Source organism: Bacteroidales bacterium (assembly GCA_035342335.1).
Taxonomy (GTDB): Bacteria; Bacteroidota; Bacteroidia; order Bacteroidales; family JAGONC01; genus JAGONC01.
On sequence record DAOQWY010000028.1, the window covers coordinates 1 to 24,817 of the forward strand.

Below are 24,817 nucleotides of genomic sequence, written 5' to 3' on the forward strand. Positions count from 1 at the left end.
CACAAGTTACGCCAGTGGGGGAGGTAAATCCGGCCAGGCCAGCATCGGAATCGGCATAGGAGCGTGGGGTGACCTGATGGGGGCCGATATTCATGGAAAGGTCTATGGACTTTATTCAGAAGGAGGAATTTATGCCCTGTTCTCGAACGGACCGGTGTATAAGAACAACCTGGATGTTCATCTTCAGCAGGACGGAATCGGTGGCCATAAGGTACTCTATACCCATGTTTCAACCGATGTAACGGTTCAAACCTGTGGCACCGCAACCCTGTCGGGGGGAAAGGCTTTCATAGACTTCGATCCTGCATTTGCAGCTTCAGTTTCCTCGGAAGAATCCATCGTAGTCACGGTAACACCAACGGGTAATTCCAACGGGGTCTACCTTGCTGAAGTCTCCAGATCCGGATTTTCAGTCGTGGAAAACAATGCGGGCAGGAGCAATGTCCGAGTGAATTACATAGCGATCGGTCAGCGTGCTGGCTATGAACACCCCAAGCTGCCTGAGGAAGTAATTGATCCCGGGTATACCAGAAACCTTGCAAGGGGGTTGCATAACGACGCTGATCTCAAGTCAAACGGGGAAGGGCTGTACTATGAAAACGGAAAACTGGTGGTCGGCGTTCATCCCTCCACACTGCCGGATCCTTCCAAACCAACATTGGATCCTAATCTGCCCAAACCCGGCACACCGGAAAAGATCCAGCAAACCGGGCCAGATGGCCCCGATGAGACAGGTCAGCCAGACCAGGGCATACAGCCCAAAACGGAGAAACCAGCTATAGAAAGCTCTTCAGGAACAGGTTCTGCTCAACGGCCTGCACCGGAGACAAAAACCAGCATCGTACATCCTGAAGGAGTGGCAGCAGACGGCACCCCTCTGAAAACCGATCTTCCTTCCAAAAAGGAATAAAGGTCATTTTCATTCACAGTGTGCATCCCAGGGCAAATCCTCTGGATGCTGATTCCGGTTCAAGCCCCGGGGAATTTACCCATTGTGCCCCATCCCATTCCCTGTTGATATTTTTAGGACATTTTTATTTGATTTCCCTGATTTTTTATTATATTTATGGAGTGTTAATACAGGCCCTTTGAAGCGGATGGAATGACGACCGCCCTGCTCACAGGGGTGCAACATCCAGGTTCAATTCAAAAATTTCATAGCCATGAATACCATTATTGTTAAATCAAAAGCCTTTACGCTGGCCATTTTGCTGGCAAGTGCAACCGCTTTGTTTTCGCAGCAGACAGGCTGGAACTGGCAAAATCCATACCTCCAGGGGAACGATCTGAATTCCATCGTCATGAACGGCGTCATAGGATGGGCAGTCGGCGACATGGGAACAGTGATGCGAACAATAAATTCAGGCAATGATTGGGAACTGGTTGACCTCAGAACTTCTGAGGACCTGCACTGTATCTATATGAACGAGATTACAGGCGATGGTTGGATCGTAGGTGGCAACGGGCTTATTTTCTATACGGATAATGCGGGGGAAACCTGGTCGAAACAATACAGCGGTACGCAGGCAGCTTTGTATTCCATTAAGGCTTCGGGGGGAGACTGTCCCGTGATATGTGGCAACGACATTATTTTAAGAAGCCTCGATCATGGTGAAACCTGGATTAAGCTCAATTGCCCCATTCATACTTATTTTTGGGAAGTTGATATAATAGGATGTGATGAAATCTGGATTTCAGGCAACCAGGGATTGATCATCAGTTCAAAAGATGACGGTGCAACCTGGCAATCGCATTCCGTTCCCACCACCCATAACCTCCTTGGCATTGATATAGTCCCCAACGGCGACTACCGTGCCTGTGGGAACCAGGCCGTCATCGTCCGTTCATCCGATGGAGGAGAGACCTGGGTAAAAGAGAATCAAACAGCATTCATCAACATGAAGGCTGTTGAAACCAAAGGAATAATTGGTCCCGCCTACGCCGTGGGCGATAAGGGCATCATACTGGAAACTCTGGACGGAGGCAGCACCTGGAATTCGAAAGAGTCCGGTACCAAGGAAGGAGTGATCCTGCATACAACTGACGGAGGCCAGACTTGGGCCGCCCAAAGCAACCCGATTTACGGCTCTGTCGATAACGTGTTTTTCCTGGATCAATACAACGGCTGGGTCGTCAGCAATGATTGGTGGGGACAGATCGCCCATACAACGAACGGGGGACAGGATTGGATCAGCCAGACGAATCCAACCTCCAACCCGATAGTGGATGTGTTTTTCATTGATCCTGAAAAAGGCTGGGCAGTTGGAAAAGTATGCAATGCCTTTCCCGACGGTCGATCGAAAGGTGAACCCCTTGCCGATGGCGTAACATCGCCCTTCCCGGGAACAGATAACCGCTGGCCCACCGCCGTGATCCGCTCCTCATCCAAAGTGGATCATACAAGGATCCGTGGTGGTTTACTGAATCTTAAATTTCATCCTTCTGCTTTAAAGAATTCACCGCTCATTTGATGATTGCAACCGATGTCATCCCAAAGTGTGCACGAGCATTTGTCGCGCACCCCCGTCAGCCACCCACACTCCTTTTGATTTACGAACAGAGGAGTGTTGAGTTTTGATTTTTGAAGTGAACTCAGAAATCAGATATCGGTTAATCCTTCACCGGTATCTGTTCGTGGGTGATTTTCCAGATGATGTGTAGATCGACTCCAAAGTAATCATGAATGATTCGATTTCGAAATCCTCTGATCCTGTGCCATTCGACCTCTGTATATTTTTCTTTGATGTGATCAGGCAGCAAATTGGTCGCTTCCCCAATAATTTCAAAATTTCGAATGACCGCATCAACGGTTTTGTTATCACGCTCAAACTCCTCAAAGGTTATGCCTTCTGTATATTCAAGAATCTTATAACAGGAATCCAGTTTTCAGTCAGTTTCCCTGTTTCGTTCACGTAACTTACGAGATGATCCACATTAACACGGCCCATAGAATCCTTGCGGCATTATTGGCCGATGATGCGGATCTCGAGGGTGTGTCAAAATACATAATTTAAACACAAAGGTACTCAAAGTGCTTCACGAAGGAACACTAAGGAATTGATAATCAGTAATATTACTTTGTGTCTTTTTGTGAAATCCTTCGTGTTCATTAGTGGTTAAGTACTTATGACACACCCCCTTGGGGGATAGGGGCGGGAACAAACGGGGAAGGGACCGGGGGATAGGGGCTGAACCAGAAACACATCAAAACAAAGCAGATATTGATGAAATGTTAAAAGCCGGAAATGGGCTTTGAAAGGAGGAGAAGGGCGGTTTTCGAGTACCAATTTCCTGCACCTAAATACTATTTGATCAGGATATAATCCTTTATCGCTTATTTTATTCGGCGGAAATAAAATTCTTTTTTGTTCAGTATAAACTTTGTATCTTTCCTCTATAAATCTGAACTTCAAATAATGATGATTCAAGCAAAAGCATCTTGGTGAATAATTTCCTCTGCGAGTTCAGAACTCAGGTGCGTGTGCTTAACAAAAAAAATAGTCAGTTTGTGTACGGGGTCTAACCACCACAAAGATACCCGACCTTATTATGCTTGAAGCTCAAGGATCTGTTTTTCTAATCTTGCAATGCGTTTTTGTTTCTGTTCTTTGCTTAGCTTGGGTTTGTATTCCTTATATGATTCATGCTTTGAAAGAATATGCCAAATTATCACCAATAGTTTTCTTGCAATGGCTATTAAAGCCTTCTTTTGCGAACGCCGCTTTGCCAATTCGTTAAACTTATCACTTAACCAACAACCCTTCGACCGGGTTATTCCCCATGCACATTGTACGAGTATCCTTCTGAGATACTTGTTGCCATTGGTAATTTTTCTGCTTTTGATTTTTTTGGCGCTTTCATCATTACGGGGCCTCAGTCCAGCCCAACCAACTAATGATGCAGCAGTTATAAAAGTTTTTAGGTCAACCCCCAGTTCGGCAATAATGGTCATCGCACTCCATTTTTGAATGCCTGGAACGGTACATAGCAGATTCAATTCTTCCTTGTACAAAGTATCGCATATTTTTTCCATCTCCTTAACACATTCCTGCTGCTGGCGCGATAGAAGTTCCAACTCTTCATAATTTTGGCGAAAGATAAACCGGTCCGAATCAGAAATAATCCCTTTTAACGAAGCTGCAATTTTTTCTTTATGTTTATTGGTAATACGCCCGTGAATGTGCTTGATCAATGCCTCCGGAGCCGTTTCTCCTTTGACAAGCCCTCGTACAACACCCATTACTGATGCACTGCCTACCTTGCTTGTAAAGTTGGTGATGCGAATATTACAACGGTGTAATTGTCGGTCAAGTGCCTGCTCAACCCGGGTTACCTGCTCGCATATATGAACATAACGACGTTCATATTGTCGTAACTCCTGAATGTGTTTCCCCGGTATGTAACTCCCCTTGATCAGCTTCTTTTGCAGTACTGTTGCTATCCATTGGGAATCCTTTACATCCGTCTTCCGACCAGGCAACTGTTTGATAAAGTATGGGTTCACCAATTTCATCTCCACATGGCCTTGCAATATCCGCCATATTGGCATCCAGTAAATACCCGTACTTTCCATGGCAACTTCACTCACTTGTTGTTCTTTGATTAAATCACGCATCTCTTCAATGTCGGGGGTGAGCGTGCTAAATTCTTTTAACAATGTTTGACCATTCTCGGCCAAAATGCATAAAAAAATTGTATCTTTATGCACATCAAGACCACAGACCTTTTTCATGACTTTATAAGTTATGTCAAACATTGAGCTTCGAGCTCGTTATCAGTATAAAGGTAAGGCTGTGGAGGTGTTCCGGCTCCAGCCGGAACACTGATTTTTATGCAGTGCGTGTATGAATTGCAATTATTATGTAGGTTTGAGTAGATGACATATTGAGATATAACCGAAGTAGTTAAGATTACTCTGACGAGGCACAGTGCAAAGCATCCAAAATTTCATCATCTTTTTTTATCATATTTCTGTTTATTGGACCGATATATTAAATACTTTACTTATGAAAAACACGATCCGGATCTTAATTTTAATTCCAATTCTAGTTGTTGCATTGTCAGCATGCAACCAGCAAAAAGGTCTTTCCCCCGAAGAAGCTAAGACCATCGCCAAAGAAGCCTACATCTATGGTTTCCCGATGGTTGTGAATTACAAGACCATGTATGCTTTTACCCTGGATAAGAGTAATCCCAGGTACAAAGGCCCGTTCAACTTCCTTGCTTGCGAAGCAAGGCTTCTCACTCCGGAAGATAAGACAATTGTATCTCCCAGCTCCGACACACCTGAATGTTATATGTGGGGCGATCTCAGAAAAGAACCAGTGGTGATCACGGTGCCCGGTTTGGAGCCTGAACGGTATTACAGCTTCCAGCTGATAGACATGTATACCCATAATTTCGCATATATAGGCACCCTTAGCACGGGAAACGGCGCTGGAAAATACATGATCACCGGGCCGGGCTGGAAAGGGGAAACACCGGACGGAATCGACAAGGTCATTCCCTGTGAAACCCCACTGTTCTTTATCGTTGTGAGGATCCAGCTTTTCAGCCCGGACGACCTGGCAAGGGTAAAAGAGATCCAGGATTCCTATAAGGTACAACCCCTGAGTGAGTACCTGGGCGGTGAGCCGGTACCGGGAACGGAAACCATTGATAGCCATAAATGGCATGAAGGCGACCAGTTCACGGTGGCCATATTCCCTTACATGAACGCAATGCTGAATCTGGTGGAGCCTGTTCCTGAAGAAAAAGAACTCATGGGGCGTTTTGCCAAATTGAATATCGGCAAGGGCAAAACCTTTAATCTCAACGATTTTGACCCAGACGTCCAGAAAGCCATCGAAGAGGGTGTGAAGGAAGGTTTTAGCGACATGGAGAATTTCATTGAACAAATGAACAACGATCCGATTGTCAGCGCTAAAATTGTCGGGACAAGGGCGTTATTAATGAAAAGTGCAAGGGAAAACTACCGGATGGATAATTTATTCCTGATCAGGGCCTCTGCAGCACACATTGGCCTCTACGCCAATTCAGGAGAGGAAGCAGTGTATCCTATTTACCTGATGGATGCGGAAGGCAATCCTTTGAACGCCTCCTCAAATAAATATACCGTTACATTCCCTGGCGGGCAATTACCACCGGTGAAAGCTTTCTGGTCCTTAACTATGTACGATGGCAATACCAAACTGCTGATCACTAACCCGTTGAACCGATACCTTCTTAATTCTTCCATGCTGAAGGACTTTGTATATGGGAAGGACGGTTCGCTTACTTTTTATATCCAGAAGGATTCCCCCGGCAAAGCTTCGGAGAGCAACTGGCTGCCGGCTCCCAACGGGCCTTTTTACTGTGTCCTGAGGATTTATGGGCCGGAAGAATCGGTACTAAAGGGGGAATGGGTGAATCCGCCGATGGTGAAAGCAAAGTAGTAAAAACAGACTTCCATAAGATGGAAACGCCGATCTCTTTGACCTCCTTAGGCCAGTCCGTGTTGACAACATAATTTAATTGATTATCTGGAAGTTAATTTGGTCAATACTGATCGGCACACACTGGTCAACTTATACGGCATGTCCAATTAATACTAAGTCATTTATTCTATCATTATTACAACAGTTACGCGCTTAGTACGAAGGGTGTGCGCCCTTCGCGCTCTGCGCTCACGGCTCACACTCATCCCGAAGACAGCGAACACTGAAACCGATTCCCTTGAAGTCGTAGTACCGATTCACTTCCGGGTAGTCGAAATAGAGGTCACGGTCCCACGCGAGGTAGTCGATGTCCTCCGTCGAGACCCACCAGAAGCAGTAGATGCCAAAGAAGCCGAAGTTACCACTGAGGTAGCGGCGGCCACCGGGCAGACCTGAGAAGCCGAACAGGTCGGTGCCGTTGCCGTTCTCATACCAGCCGCTGGTGGTCTTCAGGTTCGTCCCGGCATCAAATCCACGGTAATCATAATATATATCCCATTCCGGGTCACCGATCCCATACTGGCTGTCCACCGCCCCTTCCAGCACCTTCCATTCCTCATCGGTGGGCAGGTGCCATCCCGGCGGGCAAATGCCCCGGGTTCCTTGTTGGATGGTGTACTGCATCATCTCGTTCCACTGATACAGGCCGCCGTACTTGGTGCAACTGTCGGGTTCGTTGTTATAACAGTACTTCTCTATAGTTCCATTGTTCGATTGTTCAATTGTTCCTTCGATCATCTCGCCTACATTCAGGTTTTCCTTCAGCCAGCACTGGCTGAAGATCTGGATGGTGTTGTACACCTGGCCCTCGTATTCCACCGCAGGCGTTCCCGGGCATGGGATGTTGGTGGCAAACCGGAAGGTGTAGGTAGCGCTTTCCTCCGGGTTGTCCAGTATGCCGGATTCACGGACAATGAAATCATTGGTTTGCAAAGAAGTTTTCAATCTATCCACTTCAGCAGTACCTCCGATATAATCTAACCTGCATCTCTTACCATCGTTCGGCCCCGTGGAGATCATCTTAATGCTCCGGCTTATTCCATTCCAATTGGCTGTTAAGAAGTAGAGATGGCCACCACCGGGAATGAACCTGAAAGAATGATGTCCTCCGTCAAGCTGCCGGTCGGTGCGAAGAACAATCTTACCCTGTAAATCTGTTATCATCATTTGTACTTTCCCTTTCTCAGGAATGTACATCGAGATTTCACTGCGGTCTCCCATTGGATTCGGATAGTTTTGATAAACAGAAAATGACGAAATATCATCATTCTCTTCCGGAATATCTACTATGGAGAAAGTGGCATAACCAACATAGAGCAGCCAATCCCCGGGATTGATTTCAAGTGATAGCGTGGTATCAGGCCAGTAGATCAAGGTTTCACTCCCCTGTGTGCGGTTCATCACCCTGATGCTGTCTAATCGGACATAGGCTGCGCTGTCGACAGCCGTGAAGGTCAGCTCAATCGTTGGACGCTGGGAATATAACCCCAGGCTCAAGATTGCAAAAAATGCAACGAGGATGATTTTTTCAGACATGATCTGTCAGGTTTGGACGAAGTGATAAAAATAAGAAATTTTGAGGAGATGGCAAATAGAATCCGGTTCTGAAAGAATCCTGCCTTGCCAGTCGGTGATAGATGATCAGCTATTATTCACCACTGATTTTGATTGACGAACAAGGAATGATGATTTTTAATTTTTGAAGTGAACTCAGAAATCAGATATCGGTTAATCGTTCATCGGATATTAAGAAAGCAGCGGTTTCAAATGTTGAAACCGCTGCTTTTGTTGCCTGCGGTGCGGACGGGGCTCGAACCCGCGACCCCATGCGTGACAGGCATGTATTCTAACCAAGCTGAACTACCGCACCACGATTAAAACACCAAAATTATAATTTTGGGAGCGCAAAGTTATAACATTTGATTGAAAAAATAAAATATTTTTTCAATCTACCCCCATACCCCAGCTACCTCCTCGCTACAATACCTGCACTTCGAGTCTGTAATGTCATTCTTCGTAATCGTGTAGCCTTTCCGCTCAATCAATAATTTCTTGCAATTGGGGCAATAGGTGTTACTCGATGTATCCCCCGGTACATTGCCAATGTAAACATACCGCAACCCCTCGCCCGTGGCAATGTCCCTGGCTTTTGTCAGTGTCGAAAGCGGCGTGGGCGGCAGGTTAGGCAACTGGTACTCGGGATGGAAACGACTGAAATGCAGCGGGGTATCCTCAAATCCATTGCTCACAAGCCACCGGCACATCTCCCGGATCAGGTCCATGTCGTCGGTCCAGGTGGGGACCACCAGATTGGTGATCTCCAGCCACACCCCCTCTTCCTTCATGATCTTCAGGGTGTTCAGCACCGGATCCAGGCTGCCCGCATTCAGCATCATATACACTTCGTCACTGAAGGATTTCAGATCAACATTGGCCGCATCGATCACACTGCATAACTGCCTCAACGGCTTCTCATTGATGTAACCGGCCGTGACCATCACGTTCCTGATGCCTTTTTCCCTGGCAAGCCTGGCGGTATCATACGTATATTCATAAAAAGTGACGGGCTCAGAATACGTATAGGCAATGGATGCACATTTGTTTTTGATGCACTCCTCCACCACCTGCGCAGGCATCAGATCGTAGTTTCGCGTATCGCGGGGACTGGCCTGCGAAATGCTCCAGTTCTGACAGTTGAGACACTTGAGATTGCATCCTGCGGTCGCAATGCTATAGGACAGCGACGAAGGCAGAAAATGATTCAGCGGCTTCTTTTCGATCGGGTCAATGTGTACCGCACAGGGATTGCCATAGGCAATGGAATATAACTTACCCTGATAAAGCTCCCGGTTCTGGCAGATCGACGGCTTATCATCCGTGATCACGCATTCATTGGGGCATATCAGGCATTTGATCCCCCTGGGCGTCTGGATGTAAAAGCTGGCCTCCTTGCTCCATTTCCAGGGTTTGTCAGGCGGAAACACTGGAAGGGATTTCTCCGGATGCAGGATCTTACCCGCGATGGAATCAATGACAGAAAATCCAAGTGCGATGCCGCAGGCTCCGCAGATGCTGTAACGCAAAAACTCCCGCTTGGTCATTTTCCGGTTTGTCTTCTTAACCTTATCCATTAATCACCCTCATTCTCTTACGACAATCTATATTCGGTTATATCAAAACGAATTCACTGTGATTACCTTGATGTACCCCTACCCCGTCGGGGGTGTGTCAAAAATACCTAACCACAAAGTAACACAAAGGTTTAACTAAAGGAACACAAAGTTAAATACATGACAGTCAACTACTTAGTGTTCCTTATTAAAAATACTTTGTGTACCTTTGTGTTTAAAAACCACTTTTGACACAACCTCGTGCAGGGGTAGGGTACAGGAATACAAAAATAAGCATAATTGGAATAAGGCACAACAGGAGAGGAGAAAGGAGAGAGGAGAGAGGAGAAATTATATTCCAAGCTTGCAGCTTGCAGCTCATTACGAAGCTTTTCCCCGAAAATGGACATTCCCCGCAGCCAGCAGGTTCACCGCGCCAAGGATCAGGCACGACAGGCCGACACCCAGAAGGGGCAACAGGATCGCCGCCATCAGCAGTGCGCCGAAGGCCGAGCCGGTCAGGTCCGCCGCATAAAGCTGACCCGCCAGCTTTCCAGGCGTCTGAACGGATAATGACGTGGCCAGCTTGAACTGAATCCCGGCAAGCATCGAAAATAACAGGACCAATGTCAGAAACAAAATATGGATGAGAATGACCTGTCCCTGCAATGCGGTCATCCCGGCGATGAACAGGGGAAGCAGCAAGCAGAAAGTGGCAAGGCATAACAGGATCAGTGAATATGACCGGATGCCCTGCCGGGGTACCATCCGGAAGACCACCAGGGAACCCAGGGCCAGCCCCCCCATGAAAACCATGATGATCACACCCGTCATCTGATACACATACCCGTAAATGACCTGGAAAACAATGATCAGGATGAATTCAACGGATGCGGAGGTAAATCCTCCGGCAAACAAACCAAGGCTCACCGGCTTCAGGAAAACCACAAACAACAGCAGAAAAAACCCTATCATCAGTAAAGGAATGGTAAGTTTTAAGTGAAAATGGCTCAGCCACAGCTTCATATGCTGGTAGTAGGCCAATGGCCTCAGATCCCGGTTGACACCCGCAGTGCGATCCAGCGACGATACGGCCATCTCTCCTCTTGCCTCGACCAGGTCATCGTTTAAATAATAAGCATTCACGAAGATGTTTTCCAAACCAAGGGTGCTGATTCTTTCGGCAACCCGGTGTGTCAGCACTGAATCCGAGGCCAGGTAAAAATTTTTACGGCCCTGGATCATGATCACCTTCGGAAAAACCGACCGGAGCGAATTGTACAGGACCGAGTTGGCCTTCCGAGCTTCTTCGCTCATATAATTTGCCGATGAAGCCAGCCCCGTGCATACCACCCCGCCGTTGCTGAGCCTTTCTTTCAGCGTTTCGAAAAACTCAACGGAATAATACCTGTTGAACTGCGCCGTGGAAGGCTCCGGAAGATTGATCAGGACCACATCGTAGGTCGCACGGGTCTTCCGTACAAATAACCTGGCATCCCTGTAATGAATATTTACCAGGGAGTCCCTGAACTGACCGATGATCTTCTCTCCCATCCTGACCACCCAGGGATTGATCTCGACATAATCCACCCGGTCAACCCTATACTTTTCAATTTCACTGAGCATGCCCGTCATACCGCCTCCGACCAGGAGCACGTTACGGGGATGCGGATGCTGGACCATGCCGTAATGAACCGACTCTTCGACCATGGAGACATCCTGGGTTGTGAACAGCACCACTCCGTTTTCATACAGGTTCAGCTGGTCGCTCGTACGTGTCAAGACCAGCTTGCCATAAGGCGTTTCCTGATGATCCACCACTTCCTGGTCCCTGTAGAGGTATTCTAACGTTCTGCGTTCCGGTCCGGCTATGATCATAAAAAAAATACACAGAATGGAAAATAGGGGAATGGCATATTTCCGCCAGCCCTTAAATAAGTATTTGGAAGTGAAACAGGCCGCCAGCAGGTTTACCGCCATGATCACCGTTAGGCTCTGAAAGGAATTCAGAAAAAGGACCAGAATGAAATTGAACACCATCCCGCCTGCCATGCTGCCCAGCGATTCAAGCCCATAAACCTTCCCGATGCGATTCATCTGCTCTTCACTGGAAATGACTGCACTAAGCAGGGTGAAAAGATACCCGCTGATCAGGCAGAAAGGCAATAAAAGGACAAATGAAGAATAGTAGACCTCGGTCACGGTCAGCATCCTGCCCGGGGAAACTACCCTGCTTCGCAGGTAACTCAACAGAAAGGTGATGATCATCGGCAGGATGGCCATCAAAACCTGGATGTTCAGCAGGGTACGGTATGCTTTGACCGCCATGCCGGTCCGGCGGCCAAGCCAGGAACCGAGGCCCGTGAGCAACATCCAGTTGGCGAGAATGATACCGTATACCAGTTCATTTCCGTGAAAGACCACCAGGAATTCCCGCAGGAGAATGATCTGGACCGCGATGGACGTGAATCCGGCAACCACGACAGAAATCATCAGGCTTCTATGATTCACCGGTAGCATTTTGTATCTTTGCAGGTATCTCCAAAAAGAGAACACCATACGAAAATAACCAAAATATGCGCGTCAGTAGATTCAATTTCCTCCTAATTTCCTTCATTATGATCTTTCAAGCACATTGTGGCTCCCAGAACAAGGAGAACAAGGATACCTGCATTGACCGTGAACCTTATGCTGCCGGAAAATTCTATGCCGGCCGTCCGGAAGAGCTGAAAACCGATCTGAAAACGCTGTTCAATAAAGCTGTTTCAAAAAGAAATGATCACGTCCTGGCCGTGATCTCACCCCACGCCGGATATGTTTATTCGGGAGAGGTCGCTGCATCTGCCTTCAACCAGATTGACCGGGACAGGACCTATAAACACATCTTCATTCTTGCCTCCAGCCACGTCAAATATATGGGAGGAGCCTCCATCTACTACCAGGGTGATTATAAAACCCCCCTCGGGAAAGTGAAGATCGACAGGGAACTGGCAAAAAAACTGGTGGATGAAAATGATGTATTCACCTTTGATCAGGAAGCAGATGCCTATGAACACAGCCTCGAAGTTCAGCTCCCGTTTCTGCAATACTTACTGGGGGAGAACATATCACTGGTGCCCATCATTATTGGGAGTCAGTCTGCACAGGTCTGCAAGGATATTGCCTCCATACTCAAACCCTACCTCAACGAAGACAATCTGTTTGTCATCAGTACCGATTTTTCACACTACCCGTCCTATAAAGATGCTCTTTCCGTTGACATTGCCACGGCCAATTCCATCCTGCTGAACGATCCGAAAGAATTTCTGGCAACCCTGAAAAAGAACGACGCGAAGCAAATCCCTAACCTGGCCACCAGCATTTGCGGCTGGACTTCCGTACTGACCCTGCTTTACATGACCGAAGGTAACGAAAAGATAATCACAACACCCATTCTTTATAAAAACTCAGGTGACACGCCCTATGGTGATAAAAACAGGGTGGTCGGTTACTATGCGATCTCCTTTTCGTTGAAAGAAGTCAGCCAGGAACCAGCCGGGGACTTCATGGCGAATGCCGAAGACAGGAAGCAGCTGCTTAAGATCGCCCGCCAGACCGTTGAACGTTACGTGAAAGAACATCGCACGCCGGTGATCAGACCGGAAGAAGTGGGCAACGACCTGAAAGTGCCCACCGGAGCCTTTGTGACCCTGCACAAGAATGGAAGCCTGAGAGGCTGCATCGGACGATTCAATCCGGAAGAACCGCTTTACGAAGTGGTGCAGGCGATGTCGGTTGCAGCAGCCACACAGGACTCACGCTTCAAGCCGGTTTCAGAGGATGAACTGGACAAGATCGACATCGAGATCTCCGTGCTGACACCCCTGAAGAAGATCAGCTCCATCGACGAGATCATCCTGGGAAAACACGGCATCTATATGAAGAAAGGATTCACCAGCGGAACATTCCTGCCCCAGGTTGCAACGGAAACGGGCTGGACAAAAGAGGAATTTCTCGGACATTGCTCACGCGACAAGGCCGGCCTGGGTTGGGACGGCTGGAAAGACGCCGAGCTCTATACTTACGAAGCCATCATCTTCTCCGAAAATGAATTTGACCTGAAGTAGCCATCAGGCCATCATCGGATACAGATCCCTTTGAAAGGGCAATATTCACAGTTTTTGATCTCCCCGGTCATCCGGAAAGGTTCGTCCGGATCATATATGTCCTGCAGCAATGCAAGGATGACATCCCTGATCTGGGGTATGGAATCAATCAACCGTGCTTTGTCGGGTAAATTGACCGTCATCAGACCGGCACTGGGCGCCCGCAGGCTGATGATTCCCGGTTCAATGCCTTCGGCCAGTTCAGGATGCTGTGAATGAAAAAGATAGCCGTAGAAGACGACCTGGAAACTTTTATCCGCTGCCGGATCCGTGATCAGCCTGTCCCACGATTTCAGGCTCAGGTCATTTTTACGGACGCCGCCCGTCTTGTAATCAATGATCCGATAGTTTTCTCCAACAAAATCAATGCGGTCGGGCTTGCCCATGATCCTGACCCGGAGCGGCTTGTTCCGGAAAAGAATCTCCAGGTCGGATGAAATATATTCCTCCAGCAGGTTGATGAGCATGGAGCCATTATGCTGTTCCCTGAGCCAGTTCTTTTCCCAATGCAGGTAATTCCTGATCAGGACTTTGGATATATTGACAATGAGCAGGTTTTTCCCGTACCGGATATCATTTTCAGGATAAAACTTCCGAAAGGACTCCATGGTCAGCTCATCCGCCCTTTTGACCATTTGGTCAATATCCCCTGTTTGAACGTTCGTCCCGAGGAATGGAACATAGAGTGTTTTCATCACGTCGTGGATGACCGAACCCATCGTCCTGGCATCGATGGTTTCCTCCGGCTCTTCAGGGACATTGATCTTTGCCACATGTTGCAGGTAGAACTGCAGGGAGCAGTTTCTGAACGTATTGAGTGAGCTGGGGGTATAACCTTTATCCGCCAGTATGTCTAACTGGCCGAGCACCCGCTCGTTTTTTTCGATCACAATATCCTTCATCGCCCGGCGAACAAGGGGTGGCAGCGTTGCCAGCCCTGAGCGGATCTTCACGGAAGGATTGTACCCGGGCAGTTCGTGCTCGAGCTGCGTAATGAACCGGCTCTGCTCACCGCCTCCCATTTCAGCAGGTTCTGTGTTGTAAAGCAGATGGACCCTTTCGGCCCGCTGGATAAGGCGGTAAAAATGATAGGCAAAAACCGCATCGTGGTCCTTATAGGTGGGAAGGTCAAACGCCGTTCGTATATCAAAGGGAATGAACGAATGTGCATGCTTGCCGGAAGGCAGGAGATCTTCGTTGACCGATAGCAGGATGAGATTCCTGAAATCAAGGTTGCGGGTCTCCAGCATTCCCATGATCTGCAATCCTTTCAGGGGTTCGCCATAAAAAGGAAGTGTCATCACGGTCGCCAGCTGGCGGACCAGGTTATGCAGCGTACTGGTTTTCATGTTCACAGGATCCTGTTCCTGTACCGAACGTAACCTGACGATCAGGCGGGTAAAATGATAAATGTATTCAAGATCAATACGGGATCCATTGCCTCCCGGGGCCATTTGTACGTCCCGGAGCTGCTCCATCAGACTCAGCAGGCATTCCAGGGCATCGGAAATCCCGTTTTTCCACCTTGCAAACAAGAAACCGATACGCTGAGCAAATACCGGATCAATCTTATCAAAGACGTTCCTGACAAAATCACCACCATAAAAAACGATGTTTTTACCCAGCAACCGGGTGATTTCTTCCCTGACGGGATCTGTCCGCTCCGCCAATCCCAGTACATAGGGGTGATTAAGAATCTTGTAAACATCTGTATGGTAGTACCTCCATCCTGTCTGTTCAGCCAGGCCGGAAAACCGCTCTGCATTTTCGTGCATCACCATGACGGCTTCCACCAGGTCGAAGACAGGCGTGTTTTTCAGAGGGTAACCCATCGTTATATTGAAATCCTGAACCGTGGCCGGAAGGGAGTTCAAAACGGGCAGCAGCAGGTTCTCATCAATGAGAACTACGGCTGTTTCTTCGGCCAGGATCTTTTGCTCCTGCCACCCGGCCAGGATCGTACCCGCCATTTTCGCCTGGCCCACATTCTTCGGAACACCTGTGACCGTTATATCCTTGCTTTCCGACTGATAACCTGTTTCGATCCATTGAAATGATCCAAAGGCAGTCCTATTCTTATAAGAACGGAGAAACCGGCCGGCTTCCTGTAGGTAATCATCCATATAATACGCATCGGCATCCCAGTAAAGCAATGCCTGGCCTTGTGCAAACAGAGTTCCGATGATCTTTTCCTCAGCGGTGGTCAGTGCGTTGAAGCCAGCAAAAAAAACCTTCTTCCAGGGCAGGTTGACCGACACTTCTCCGATCGTTTCTGCCAGCCTTCGGTAGGCCAGCCCCTGGTAAACCTTCCCCAGTTCAAGAAGGCGCACAGAAAAAAGGGAGTAATAGGATTCGAGGGACTGATAGAACTTCACGTACTTCTGCTGGAACGGCGTCAGGGGCTCATGGTTCAGGTTCCAGACCGAGATAGCCTTTGCTTCGGTGAGATAGGTGAACAAGGAGTGCGGATCTGAAAGATATTGGTCGATCTCGTTGAAATCCCGGATCAGATCCTTACCCCAGTTGATGAAATCATCAAAAGGCTGTGCCTCCTTGCCCTCCAGATCACGGTGAACATGAAAAAGCCGGAACAGCAATTCAATGGGATCCATCACCTGCAACCCGGAAAGATGGAGAATGAAATCCTCCACTGAATAAATAGCCGGCAGAAAAATGGGTTTCGTGATATACCTGGCCAGGTAGCGTTTTAAGAACAGCCCTGCACGCCGGTTGGGCAACACCACGCAATACCGGTCGGGTTCTCCGTCAGCCTGACGGATGAATTCACCGGCAAAACGGTCGAGAAAGGCTGTCATGGATTCCTTCTTTTCCTGGTGATTGATTCCTCCATTTTGGCCAGCTGCTGGGGATTGCCAAGATCGGTCCACGCTTCTCCCGTGTGGTCAAAGCCAATGACTTTTCCCTTTGCAGCCAGACAAAGGTACACATCAACTATGGAAAACACATCCATGTTTGCCGGAAAACAATGATGCCTTGCTACCATTTCTAAAAAACGGGGCCCGATGACGTGAATACCACTGAAAGCTCTTTGTTTATCAGGATTTGCATCCGTCTGCACCCTCTTTTCCTGGCCGGTCTTCAGATTTTTCCAGCCGCAAAGCCGGTCGTCGCTGCTGAAATAAAAATACCGGGAGGATGCACGTTCCTGCACACAGAGCGTTACCAGCGCCTCAGCCTGAACGTGATGCCGCACCAGGGCGGCCAGGTCCACGGAGGAGATCACATCCACGTTATGGATCAGCACGGGCTCCCCGTCACCCAGCAGGGGCATCGCCTTTTTTATTGCTCCGCCGGTATCCAGCAAACAGTCCCTTTCATCCGAAACATCGATGGATAGGCCAAAATGATCCCGGCTTTCTAGAAAATCAATGATCTGTTGTCCGAAGTGATGAACATTCAGCGTGATGCGATCAAAACCAGACTGCTTCAGGCGAAGGATCAGGATTTCCAACAAAGGGATTCCATCCAGGGGAATCAATGCCTTAGGCACTTTTTCTGTCAGGGGATGCAGTCGTGTACCCCGTCCGGCAGCCAGGATCATCGCTTTCATAGGGGGCCGGAGCTTTGCTGATCCTTCTGTGCCTTAAAATATTTTCTGGTGAGCACCTTTTTCAGTTCCCGGTGAATGATCAGTTCCGTCAGGATCTCCGAGTCGGGGTGCTGAGGAAATTCCCTCTTTCTGGCAACAATGGATGACTCACTGATATCGATCTGGTACAGAAGGGCATAGAGTTTACCGAAATCATCCTCGATAAGGTGAGAGATGTTCCGGTCCAGCTGATGAAAGAGCTCCTGGTAAGCCATTCCGGTATCTCCCGAAAAAATGATCTCCACTCCGAACCGGCCAAAATCACGGATGATCTGTTCGGCAGTCTGATGGATGATCTCCTCACGTCCCTTGTAAAGTTCAAGATTGAATTTCATTGGAGATATTCCGGTTCCAGGATTAATAAAAAAGTTCCGATATCCAGTTGGCCTGTTCCGTATGGATAAGCTCAACAGGAATGCCGAATTTCCCTTTGACATGTCCGGCCAGTTTCTCGGCGCAGTAGACCGACCGGTGCTGACCGCCCGTACACCCAAAACTGACCATCAGGTGTGTGAACTTCCGTTCCAGGTAAGCAATGATCTGGTGATCAACGAGCTGAAAGACAGGCTCCAGAAATTTTTCCGTCTCGGCCTGTTCCTCCATGAATTCCCTGACGGCAATATCCCTTCCGCTGAAATACCGGTACTTTTCTTCCCGGCCGGGATTGGGCAGTGCACGGCAATCAAAAACAAATCCTCCCCCGTTCCCGGTCAGGTCTCTGGGGATTGAATTTCTGTAAGCAAAGCTTTGGATCGTGACGGTCAGCGTATCCTGTTGTGCAGCCGGAGCCACGAAGGCTCTTGAGACGGTTATATTGTGCAGCACCCTGTTCAGTTCGGGCAATCTGACACTCAGGGTCACGTTATCCAAAAACCACCGCAGGTTTGCGATAGCGTGGGGGATGCTCACGATGAAATGTGATTTCCCTTCAAAAAGGCCCCTGAACCCGTACGCTCCCAGGACCTGGATCATGCGTAACAGGACAAATCCGTTAAAATACCGGATGAACTCCTCCCGTTCAACCTTCATGTGCGATGATATTCTGTCAAGATAATACTCCAGCATCCTGTCCCTGAAATCCTCCGGCAATCCGGCTTTTGCCTGGAAAAGAAGCGAAGCCAGGTCATACTGCAGTGGACCTTTTCTTCCTCCCTGATAATCAATAAAATAAGGATTATTCTTCACCAGTAGAATATTTCTGGACTGAAAATCACGGTACATGAAATACGCTGCATCGGCCTGAGCAAGGAACTGCGCCAGGATCGTAAAATCCTCTTCCAATTTTCCTTCATCATAAGGGATCCGGGCAGGTCGCAGGAAATAGTACCTGAAATAATCAAGATCCCACATCATGGACTGGATGTCAAAAACTTCCCTGGGGTAGCAAAAAGTGTAATCAAAGTCCCGACCTGCAATGACCTGAAAGCGAATCAGGCAATCCAGCACGTGTTTGTAGATCCCTTCAATTTCCATTGAAGAAAACCATTCGTTCCCCCTGTTCTTTTCAACCAGTGAAAAAAGTGAACTATCGCCAAGATCACTTACCAGATAGGCATTTTGCCGAAGATCTTCGGCATAGATCTCCGGCACGGGAAGGTGATGGGATTGAAAATGCCGGGTAAAGCTGACAAATGCGTTGTTTTCTTCCTCAACGGGATTGAAAACGCCGATGGCAGAAAGATTACCGCTCTGCAACCGGAAATAGTGCCTTGACGATCCTGAACCGTAAATGGAAACGATGGATTCGGGCTTTTTCCCCGACCACTTCCTGAAAAGCTGCTGTAAAATCTGAATATCCAACGAAATGGGTCTTTGTACTGCAAAGTTATTCATTTAATCAACTTCGTCAAATACTGCACAAGATCAACGAAGAGCTGAAGGAACAGGTTTGGTCTGACAATAACTTCTGGCCATTTTTAATGAGAGGAGAAAGGAGAGAGGAGAGAGGAGAAATGAGAGAGATTTTATTTCTCATCTCTCATCTCTCATCTCTCATCTCTCATCTCACAGTAACCGTCCCTCCGCCACTATACGAATGATACTCCCCGTTGTACATGGCCTCGGCGTTGACGGGTCCCATTTTGTATTCACCTGTCGAAACAGCCCTTACGGTATAATAAAAATGCTTCCATTCCCTGGTCGCCATCGTGAAAAAGGAGATGCGGTCGTCGCGGATATCCAGATAATCAGGGTACCCGGCATCTTTGATCCACGCAAGCTCGCGCTCCGGGTTCAGCCTGGGATTCTCAATCTCAAAACAGGCCGGCAAAACATCCGTAATGGCTATATGCTCGATCTGGCTCAGCAGTTCCGACCGGACACTGATCTGCACGACGATCAGGTCATTCTGTCCAAATACCATGGAACTCACCGGCGTGCCATCGCGGGTAAAGAATGCTTTCCGCACCTGCATATGCCGGTCTTCTTCCGTGATTTTGCCTGAAGCACTGATTCCCTCAACACCGTAGGAATAATACAGTGTGCCCTGGCCCGTTGTAACCAATTCCACCCGTTTATTGTTCAAATCCTCTGAGAGGGTCAGGTCCTGTCCTGTAAAACTGCCTGCCTCTGCACCACTGATCCTGACCGCAGCCTCTACCGTTGACTTCCGTGCCTGGTTCGACAGTTTTCCCAGCGCCATGAGGGCAAAGGAAGACTCCTGTGTCGACAGCCAGGCTTGCTGTTTGAGTTCCAGCGACAGGGCCTTTGAAAATACGGGAATCTGCGGATTATCCGGATCCACATCCAGCAGGGTGGACAAGATGATCGCCAGGTCGCGGGTGTGGCTATAAAAACTGCCTCCGAATGATCGCTGCGAATGAACGGCCTGCATCCCGGCAGGGAGCAGTTTCTGATAACTGGCCTCATCACCGGTCAGCAGGTAAGCTGCAGCCAGCAGGTAGCGGCTGTCATCCGTCATCTGCGCTGTCAGGGGTTTGTAATGATTCATCAGGGAAACATTCTGCGATCCGTTCATTGCCAGGACGTAAAGTGAATAGAAGATTTCCCGCTTGGGCCATTGGTAGCGGACCGTATTGCCTGCTTCATCCGTAAAAAAATAATCCTCTGTTTCCTTTTCTTTTGCCCTGGATGCAATGAACCGCAACATCTGGTTCAACACGCCTGGATCCGTTGCGTAACCGGCTTTCCCGGCCTCCGTCAGAAAATGGGCCGCATAAATGGTTCCCCACCAGCTGACCTCATCTCCGCCCGGCCAGTATAAGATCCCCCCGTCATAACGCTGCATCGCACCGATCTTCCTTATCGCTTCCCTGACAAGGTAGTCAGGATGATAGGCCGTATTTTGCTTTTCCTGACCCAGCAGTTTTGCCAGATCAGCATAATAGAGCAGGGGAAATGCCCTGGAAACCACCTGCTCGATGCAACCATACGGGTAGTTGATCAGGTTGTTCAGGTTTTTGGTGAATTCAGCAACCGGAGCCTTGCTGATCTGAAGATACGATACAGTGGTGCCATTTAAAAAGTCAGTTTTAATCTCAAAAAACTGCGATTCTCCACCGCTGACCGCACCCGATCCGGTAATGGATTGAAGGCCTGCCGCCGGCCTGACAGGAATGTGAATGTTTTCAGCGAACCGTTCACCAAAGGCTGAGACTTCAACCGTAACATCTCCCTGTCCGATGGCCTGCCCTGCACGTGCTTCAAACAGCACCTGCTTCTCACTTTTGGCAGGGATTTCAATCCGGAGATCTTCGTTCCCGATGCGTTCCAGGGGCCCTTTGAACCGGAGCGACACCCTGGCATCCGCATCACGCTCCATCGTGTTGGAGATCATTACCGGCAGGAAGATCTTGTCGCCGGGGCTGAGGAAACGTGGCAGGGCCGTACTGATGACGATCGGATCGGCCACCTGTATGGAACATTCGGCCCCGGCAAACCGGCTGTCCTTGTAGGCAACAGCCATCACACGCAGTGAGCCCGAAAAATGCGGGATATCGGCAGTGAAGGTACATTGGCCCTTTGAATCCGCTTTCATGATCCCGCTCCACAGCGATATCAGCTTAATCCGCTTGCTGGTGATCGGGCTCATACGCCTGCTGAGATCAAAGGCCTCTCCCCCTCCGAAACTGGACCGCTCTGCCTTCAGCTCCGGATAAAGCCAGGCATATAGATCATACGGATTGACCTCCAGGGCACGTTTCTGGTAAAAATAGGCATAGGGGTCAGGAGATCCATAATCGGTGATCTGCAGGATCCCCTCGTCCACGACTGCAACGGTCACGTCAGCGCCAGGCTCGGTCCTGACTGCAATGGTCTGTTTTGTATTGCTTCTTGAGGATTCCTGCGCATGGACCGAAAGGTCAAGCTTATTTTCCTGCTTCTCCACAGCAAGGGAGCAATAGCCATGGGCCACCGTAATGGGTAAATCATCCTGCCCGATCCTGCGGATGGCTGTGGCAGTGACATAGACATTCGGAATATACTGATCCGAAATGGAAAAAGTAAGGCTTGCTGCCTTGTCCTCAGTTGCCACATACTGGTAATCCAGTACATTGCCCCTTTCTACCGTAACCAGCAGGGTGCCGTCAAAAGGCGCAGTGAACAGCACCTTGGCTTTATCACCGGGTTTATAGGTTTCTTTGTCCAGACCAATAACAACCTCTCCTTCACGGCTGACTTCAAAAGAAGCATAATCGGTATCGCCGTACCCATAGGCGTAAAACTCCCGGGAAACGTAATTCGCGCCCGGAACAGGTGCCAGCCTGGCTTCGTACATTCCTGAAACGGAAGGAGTAAAATCAAACGTGGCCGAACCGTCATGGAGTGAAAGGTTCGTACTGTACATTACGGATTCCTGCTTCTCCGAACGGTAGGCATACCGGTTGCCGCTCCGTTCGACCACCGTCTCCCAGCGGATATGTACGATCTCAAGGTATGCCTTCGCCTGGGATACTTTGTCCCCATCCCTGTTGACGGCCACAAAACCAAGATGAACAGGCCTTCGCGTGGCCACCCAGTAATCCAGGTTCCGGATGCCATAGAAAAGATCCTGCGTATGGAAATCAAAACGGTTCAACCGGTTCACGGGCCTGCCGGTCTCGTCAAAAACGGTTGTAAATAATTTTCCCTGAAGAATTCCGATGTTTTCGTATTCTTCGATCCGGAAGATTTCTGAGGCGTGGCCTCTGGCATCGGTCTTTCCCTCTCTGTGCACCGAACCAAATGTCAAATTCTTCGGTAAATTCACCTGAAAAGTATAGGTGGAAAAGGAGACGGGCTGGAAATCTTTTGGGGCAAGCTGAAGTTCCACTTCAATGTTTCGGTCAGCAGCCGGCGGACCAAACAGGTTCGTGGCCTGGACATCCAGAGCTATGCTATCACCTGCTGTGTAATCCTCCCTGTCCAGAGAGGTGACGACCCTGATCCGGTCGGGCATGAACTCTTCCACGCGAAAATGAGACGATCCGATCAGGATGTCATTCCCTGAATAGGCCTCGATGGTGTAAGCGCCCGTCATTGCATCGGCCGGAATCAGGAGGTTGCTCTCCGCAGAACCCTGTGAATCAAGCACTTTCCTTAAACTCAGGTAGGTTCTGCCGTCCGGTGTCAGCATCCTGAGCTTCAAGGGGATCCCGGGCATATTTTCCCATTGGGTGGTCCGTACGATCGTGTTGATGTGCACCGAATCGCCCGGCCGGTACAGTTCACGGTCACCATAAATGAACACATCATAATCACTGTATTGCGTCCGTTTGCCTCCCACATCAAACCGGGATGTCTCCACACGGGTGTCATTGAAATTCAAAAAATTGAAATCATCTCCCTTCCTGGCCGTGATCATGCTAACCGGCGAACCTGGCAGTACAGATCTTTTATTTCTGTATACCGCATGTCCCTGCTTGTCCGTTGTTGCTGAATAGACCACCTGATTGCTTTTACTGATGAAATCGATGCGGACTCCCGACATGGGTAAGGATTCCACCAATGAATTTGCAAAAACGTGGATATCCTCTGTCCCATCCTTGACGATCAGGCCGATATCCGAAAGGGAAACCATCTCAATTGCCTGCAGCCACTTCTTGTCCGTGGATTCCACTTTCACCAGGTAGACTCCCTTAAAGGCACCCGGGATCCCCAGGTCCTTCAGATCCAGGTTCAACAGCCTGACATTCCCGCTCCGGGGCAACTGATTGGTCTCTATCTCCCGGCTAAAGACAAGCTGGCCGTAATATTCGTCAAAGGCATAATTGTAAAAATCATAAGATTCATCATTCTCGTACATCCATGACCACTGTTTCCCTGTCCGGAGGTAATGCAGCAGGTTATTTTCAAATATTTGAAAAACACTGAGTTTTATTTTTGGCACCTGAACGATCTGGACGCCCAGATTGCGCTCCCCTTTTGAGGAAAGATACTGCGCATTTTTTTCCGTAAAACCGATGAAGGATTCGATCGGATTAAACGTGATAAACTGGCTGAATGATGTTCCAAGTTCCCTGCCAAACACGCCCCTGATCTTATCGGAAAGGCTGATCTTGTAGCTCTGTCCTTCCATGAACTCACCTTCGATCCGGATACCGTCTCTCACTGCTTCCGCTGTAAAAACGACAGAAGGATCAATGACCACCATTTCCTTCAGATTAGTGCCTTCAACAGGTTGTGTGGTCCTGATCAGGATACTACCCCTGCCCTTGTTCCACACCGGTGTCATCCCTGCTACCTGCAGATCTTCCTTTGATGGTATCTGAACTTCTGTTTTCACCCTTTTCTGGCTTTTCCAGGTGCTTCCCACACAGGACAGCCCTTCTGAAATGACCGCGTCAATGGTTTGTTTCGCCAGGGATTCCAGGTTGGGTCGATCCAGTGATATCTCGATTGATCTCGACGGATTTTTGGAAATGAGGATGAAAGGCACCGGTTCATTCCTGTAGCTCAGCCGGAGCAATTGCCCGAATAATTCCGGATCGGTGTCGTACGAAAAATTAAAGGCAACCCTTACCTCCACCTTTCCCCAGGTCTCCTCACTTCTGGTCCAGTAAGACGATACCGATTCAAGGTCGAGATAGGGTGTATGGAAGGTCAGGGCGCTTTCATCCACCATCAGGTTCTTCTCCGTCACCCGCAGGATCTCCTTCGAGATGCCCACGGTATAATCCGTGCTGGGAGCAAAGGGTTCGACCGGTGAAAACACTAACTGGTCCGGAGCGATCCACATATACTTTCCCTCTACTGAGGGCCGGAAAGAAAGATACCCGATCGAATCCCACTGATTAAGCAACGAATCTGAAACAACCGGCCGGTTAAAAACGAAGGTCAGGTTCTGATGCTGTTGAACAACATCCCTGAAATCCCTGTCGGTGATCCTGATGCTTTGTTTTGTCGCACAGGCAGCAAGAATCAGCAGCACAGAGAAAATAAAATAACACCGCTTGCATTTTTCCATCATCCGGAGAATTATGTGATCACTGTCAAACTTTTTACAACCAGGGAAGAACCTTCACAAATTAACGAAAA

The 24,817-nt window shown here is 48.7% G+C and carries 14 protein-coding genes and 1 tRNA gene; 4 read left to right on the forward strand and 11 right to left on the reverse strand.

Annotated elements, in window-relative coordinates; all coding sequences use genetic code 11:
- Together PKI34_11710 and PKI34_11715 are read left to right on the forward strand one after the other, a co-directional pair.
- Nucleotides 1–910 (forward strand): hypothetical protein (locus tag PKI34_11710; protein HNS18474.1); only part of this gene is annotated, 910 nt, incomplete at its 5' end.
- A gap of 253 nt (nucleotides 911–1,163) precedes the next feature.
- Nucleotides 1,164–2,471: a YCF48-related protein gene (locus PKI34_11715; GenBank protein HNS18475.1), complete on the forward strand. Its 1,308-nt coding sequence runs from the start codon at nucleotides 1,164–1,166 to the stop codon at nucleotides 2,469–2,471.
- Nucleotides 2,472–2,610: 139 nt separating this feature from the next.
- Here PKI34_11715 and PKI34_11720 read toward each other — a convergent pair whose 3' ends face one another.
- Together PKI34_11720 and PKI34_11725 are read right to left on the reverse strand one after the other, a co-directional pair.
- A complete protein-coding gene (locus PKI34_11720) occupies nucleotides 2,611–2,865 on the reverse strand; it encodes a DUF86 domain-containing protein (protein ID HNS18476.1) in 255 nt (84 codons plus the stop codon).
- A 682-nt stretch (nucleotides 2,866–3,547) separates the two neighbouring features.
- A complete protein-coding gene (locus PKI34_11725) occupies nucleotides 3,548–4,732 on the reverse strand; it encodes an IS110 family transposase (protein ID HNS18477.1) in 1,185 nt (394 codons plus the stop codon).
- 274 nt (nucleotides 4,733–5,006) lie between these two features.
- Between PKI34_11725 and PKI34_11730 the strand changes: the two genes are divergently transcribed.
- Complete coding sequence (locus PKI34_11730) at nucleotides 5,007–6,434, forward strand: DUF1254 domain-containing protein (protein ID HNS18478.1); 1,428 nt, start codon at nucleotides 5,007–5,009, stop codon at nucleotides 6,432–6,434.
- Between the two features lie 231 nt (nucleotides 6,435–6,665).
- Here PKI34_11730 and PKI34_11735 read toward each other — a convergent pair whose 3' ends face one another.
- From PKI34_11735 to PKI34_11750, 4 genes are all read right to left on the reverse strand, one after another.
- Nucleotides 6,666–8,012, reverse strand: coding sequence for an FISUMP domain-containing protein (locus PKI34_11735; protein HNS18479.1), 1,347 nt, complete (start codon nucleotides 8,010–8,012; stop codon nucleotides 6,666–6,668).
- A gap of 259 nt (nucleotides 8,013–8,271) precedes the next feature.
- Nucleotides 8,272–8,346: transfer RNA gene (locus tag PKI34_11740), tRNA-Asp, on the reverse strand.
- Between the two features lie 79 nt (nucleotides 8,347–8,425).
- Nucleotides 8,426–9,607: an AmmeMemoRadiSam system radical SAM enzyme gene (gene amrS, locus PKI34_11745; GenBank protein ID HNS18480.1), complete on the reverse strand. Its 1,182-nt coding sequence runs from the start codon at nucleotides 9,605–9,607 to the stop codon at nucleotides 8,426–8,428.
- Between the two features lie 360 nt (nucleotides 9,608–9,967).
- On the reverse strand, nucleotides 9,968–12,097 hold the full coding sequence (locus PKI34_11750) for a fused MFS/spermidine synthase (GenBank protein HNS18481.1): 2,130 nt from the start codon (nucleotides 12,095–12,097) through the stop codon (nucleotides 9,968–9,970).
- Nucleotides 12,098–12,204: 107 nt separating this feature from the next.
- Between PKI34_11750 and amrB the strand changes: the two genes are divergently transcribed.
- Entirely contained in the window at nucleotides 12,205–13,692 is a 1,488-nt protein-coding gene (gene amrB, locus PKI34_11755; protein ID HNS18482.1) for an AmmeMemoRadiSam system protein B, read from the forward strand.
- Nucleotides 13,693–13,703: 11 nt separating this feature from the next.
- Here the strand turns inward: amrB and PKI34_11760 are convergent, their stop codons facing one another.
- The 5 genes from PKI34_11760 to PKI34_11780 all read right to left on the reverse strand — a co-directional run bounded on the left by PKI34_11760 (nucleotide 13,704) and on the right by PKI34_11780 (nucleotide 24,746).
- Nucleotides 13,704–16,547 (reverse strand): PD-(D/E)XK nuclease family protein, encoded by a 2,844-nt coding sequence (locus PKI34_11760; protein ID HNS18483.1) that lies wholly within the window; start codon nucleotides 16,545–16,547, stop codon nucleotides 13,704–13,706.
- Nucleotides 16,544–17,302 carry a nucleotidyltransferase family protein gene (locus PKI34_11765; GenBank protein HNS18484.1) on the reverse strand — a complete coding sequence of 253 codons (759 nt, stop codon included), beginning with the start codon at nucleotides 17,300–17,302 and terminating at the stop codon, nucleotides 16,544–16,546. Before PKI34_11765 ends, PKI34_11760 begins: the two co-directional genes overlap by 4 nt.
- Nucleotides 17,299–17,676, reverse strand: coding sequence for a hypothetical protein (locus PKI34_11770; GenBank protein HNS18485.1), 378 nt, complete (start codon nucleotides 17,674–17,676; stop codon nucleotides 17,299–17,301). The genes PKI34_11765 and PKI34_11770 overlap by 4 nt, the downstream gene beginning before the upstream one ends.
- A 22-nt stretch (nucleotides 17,677–17,698) precedes the next feature.
- Complete coding sequence (locus PKI34_11775; GenBank protein ID HNS18486.1) at nucleotides 17,699–19,174, reverse strand: RNase adapter RapZ; 1,476 nt, start codon at nucleotides 19,172–19,174, stop codon at nucleotides 17,699–17,701.
- Nucleotides 19,175–19,340: 166 nt separating this feature from the next.
- The gene (locus tag PKI34_11780) at nucleotides 19,341–24,746 is read right to left on the reverse strand and encodes an MG2 domain-containing protein (GenBank protein ID HNS18487.1); all 5,406 of its coding nucleotides are present in this window, start codon (nucleotides 24,744–24,746) and stop codon (nucleotides 19,341–19,343) included.
- Between the last annotated feature and the right edge of the window lie 71 nt (nucleotides 24,747–24,817).

Bases quoted from the DNA above. Each gene is read 5' to 3' on its own strand.
- PKI34_11715 (HNS18475.1), top strand. From the start codon at position 1,164: ATGAATACCATTATTGTTAAATCAAAAGCCTTTACGCTGGCCATTTTG.
- PKI34_11725 (HNS18477.1), bottom strand. From the start codon at position 4,732: ATGAAAAAGGTCTGTGGTCTTGATGTGCATAAAGATACAATTTTTTTA.
- PKI34_11730 (HNS18478.1), top strand. From the start codon at position 5,007: ATGAAAAACACGATCCGGATCTTAATTTTAATTCCAATTCTAGTTGTT.
- PKI34_11735 (HNS18479.1), bottom strand. From the start codon at position 8,012: ATGTCTGAAAAAATCATCCTCGTTGCATTTTTTGCAATCTTGAGCCTG.
- amrS (HNS18480.1), bottom strand. From the start codon at position 9,607: ATGGATAAGGTTAAGAAGACAAACCGGAAAATGACCAAGCGGGAGTTT.
- amrB (HNS18482.1), top strand. From the start codon at position 12,205: ATGATCTTTCAAGCACATTGTGGCTCCCAGAACAAGGAGAACAAGGAT.
- PKI34_11760 (HNS18483.1), bottom strand. From the start codon at position 16,547: ATGACAGCCTTTCTCGACCGTTTTGCCGGTGAATTCATCCGTCAGGCT.
- PKI34_11765 (HNS18484.1), bottom strand. From the start codon at position 17,302: ATGAAAGCGATGATCCTGGCTGCCGGACGGGGTACACGACTGCATCCC.
- PKI34_11770 (HNS18485.1), bottom strand. From the start codon at position 17,676: ATGAAATTCAATCTTGAACTTTACAAGGGACGTGAGGAGATCATCCAT.
- PKI34_11775 (HNS18486.1), bottom strand. From the start codon at position 19,174: ATGAATAACTTTGCAGTACAAAGACCCATTTCGTTGGATATTCAGATT.
- PKI34_11780 (HNS18487.1), bottom strand. From the start codon at position 24,746: ATGGAAAAATGCAAGCGGTGTTATTTTATTTTCTCTGTGCTGCTGATT.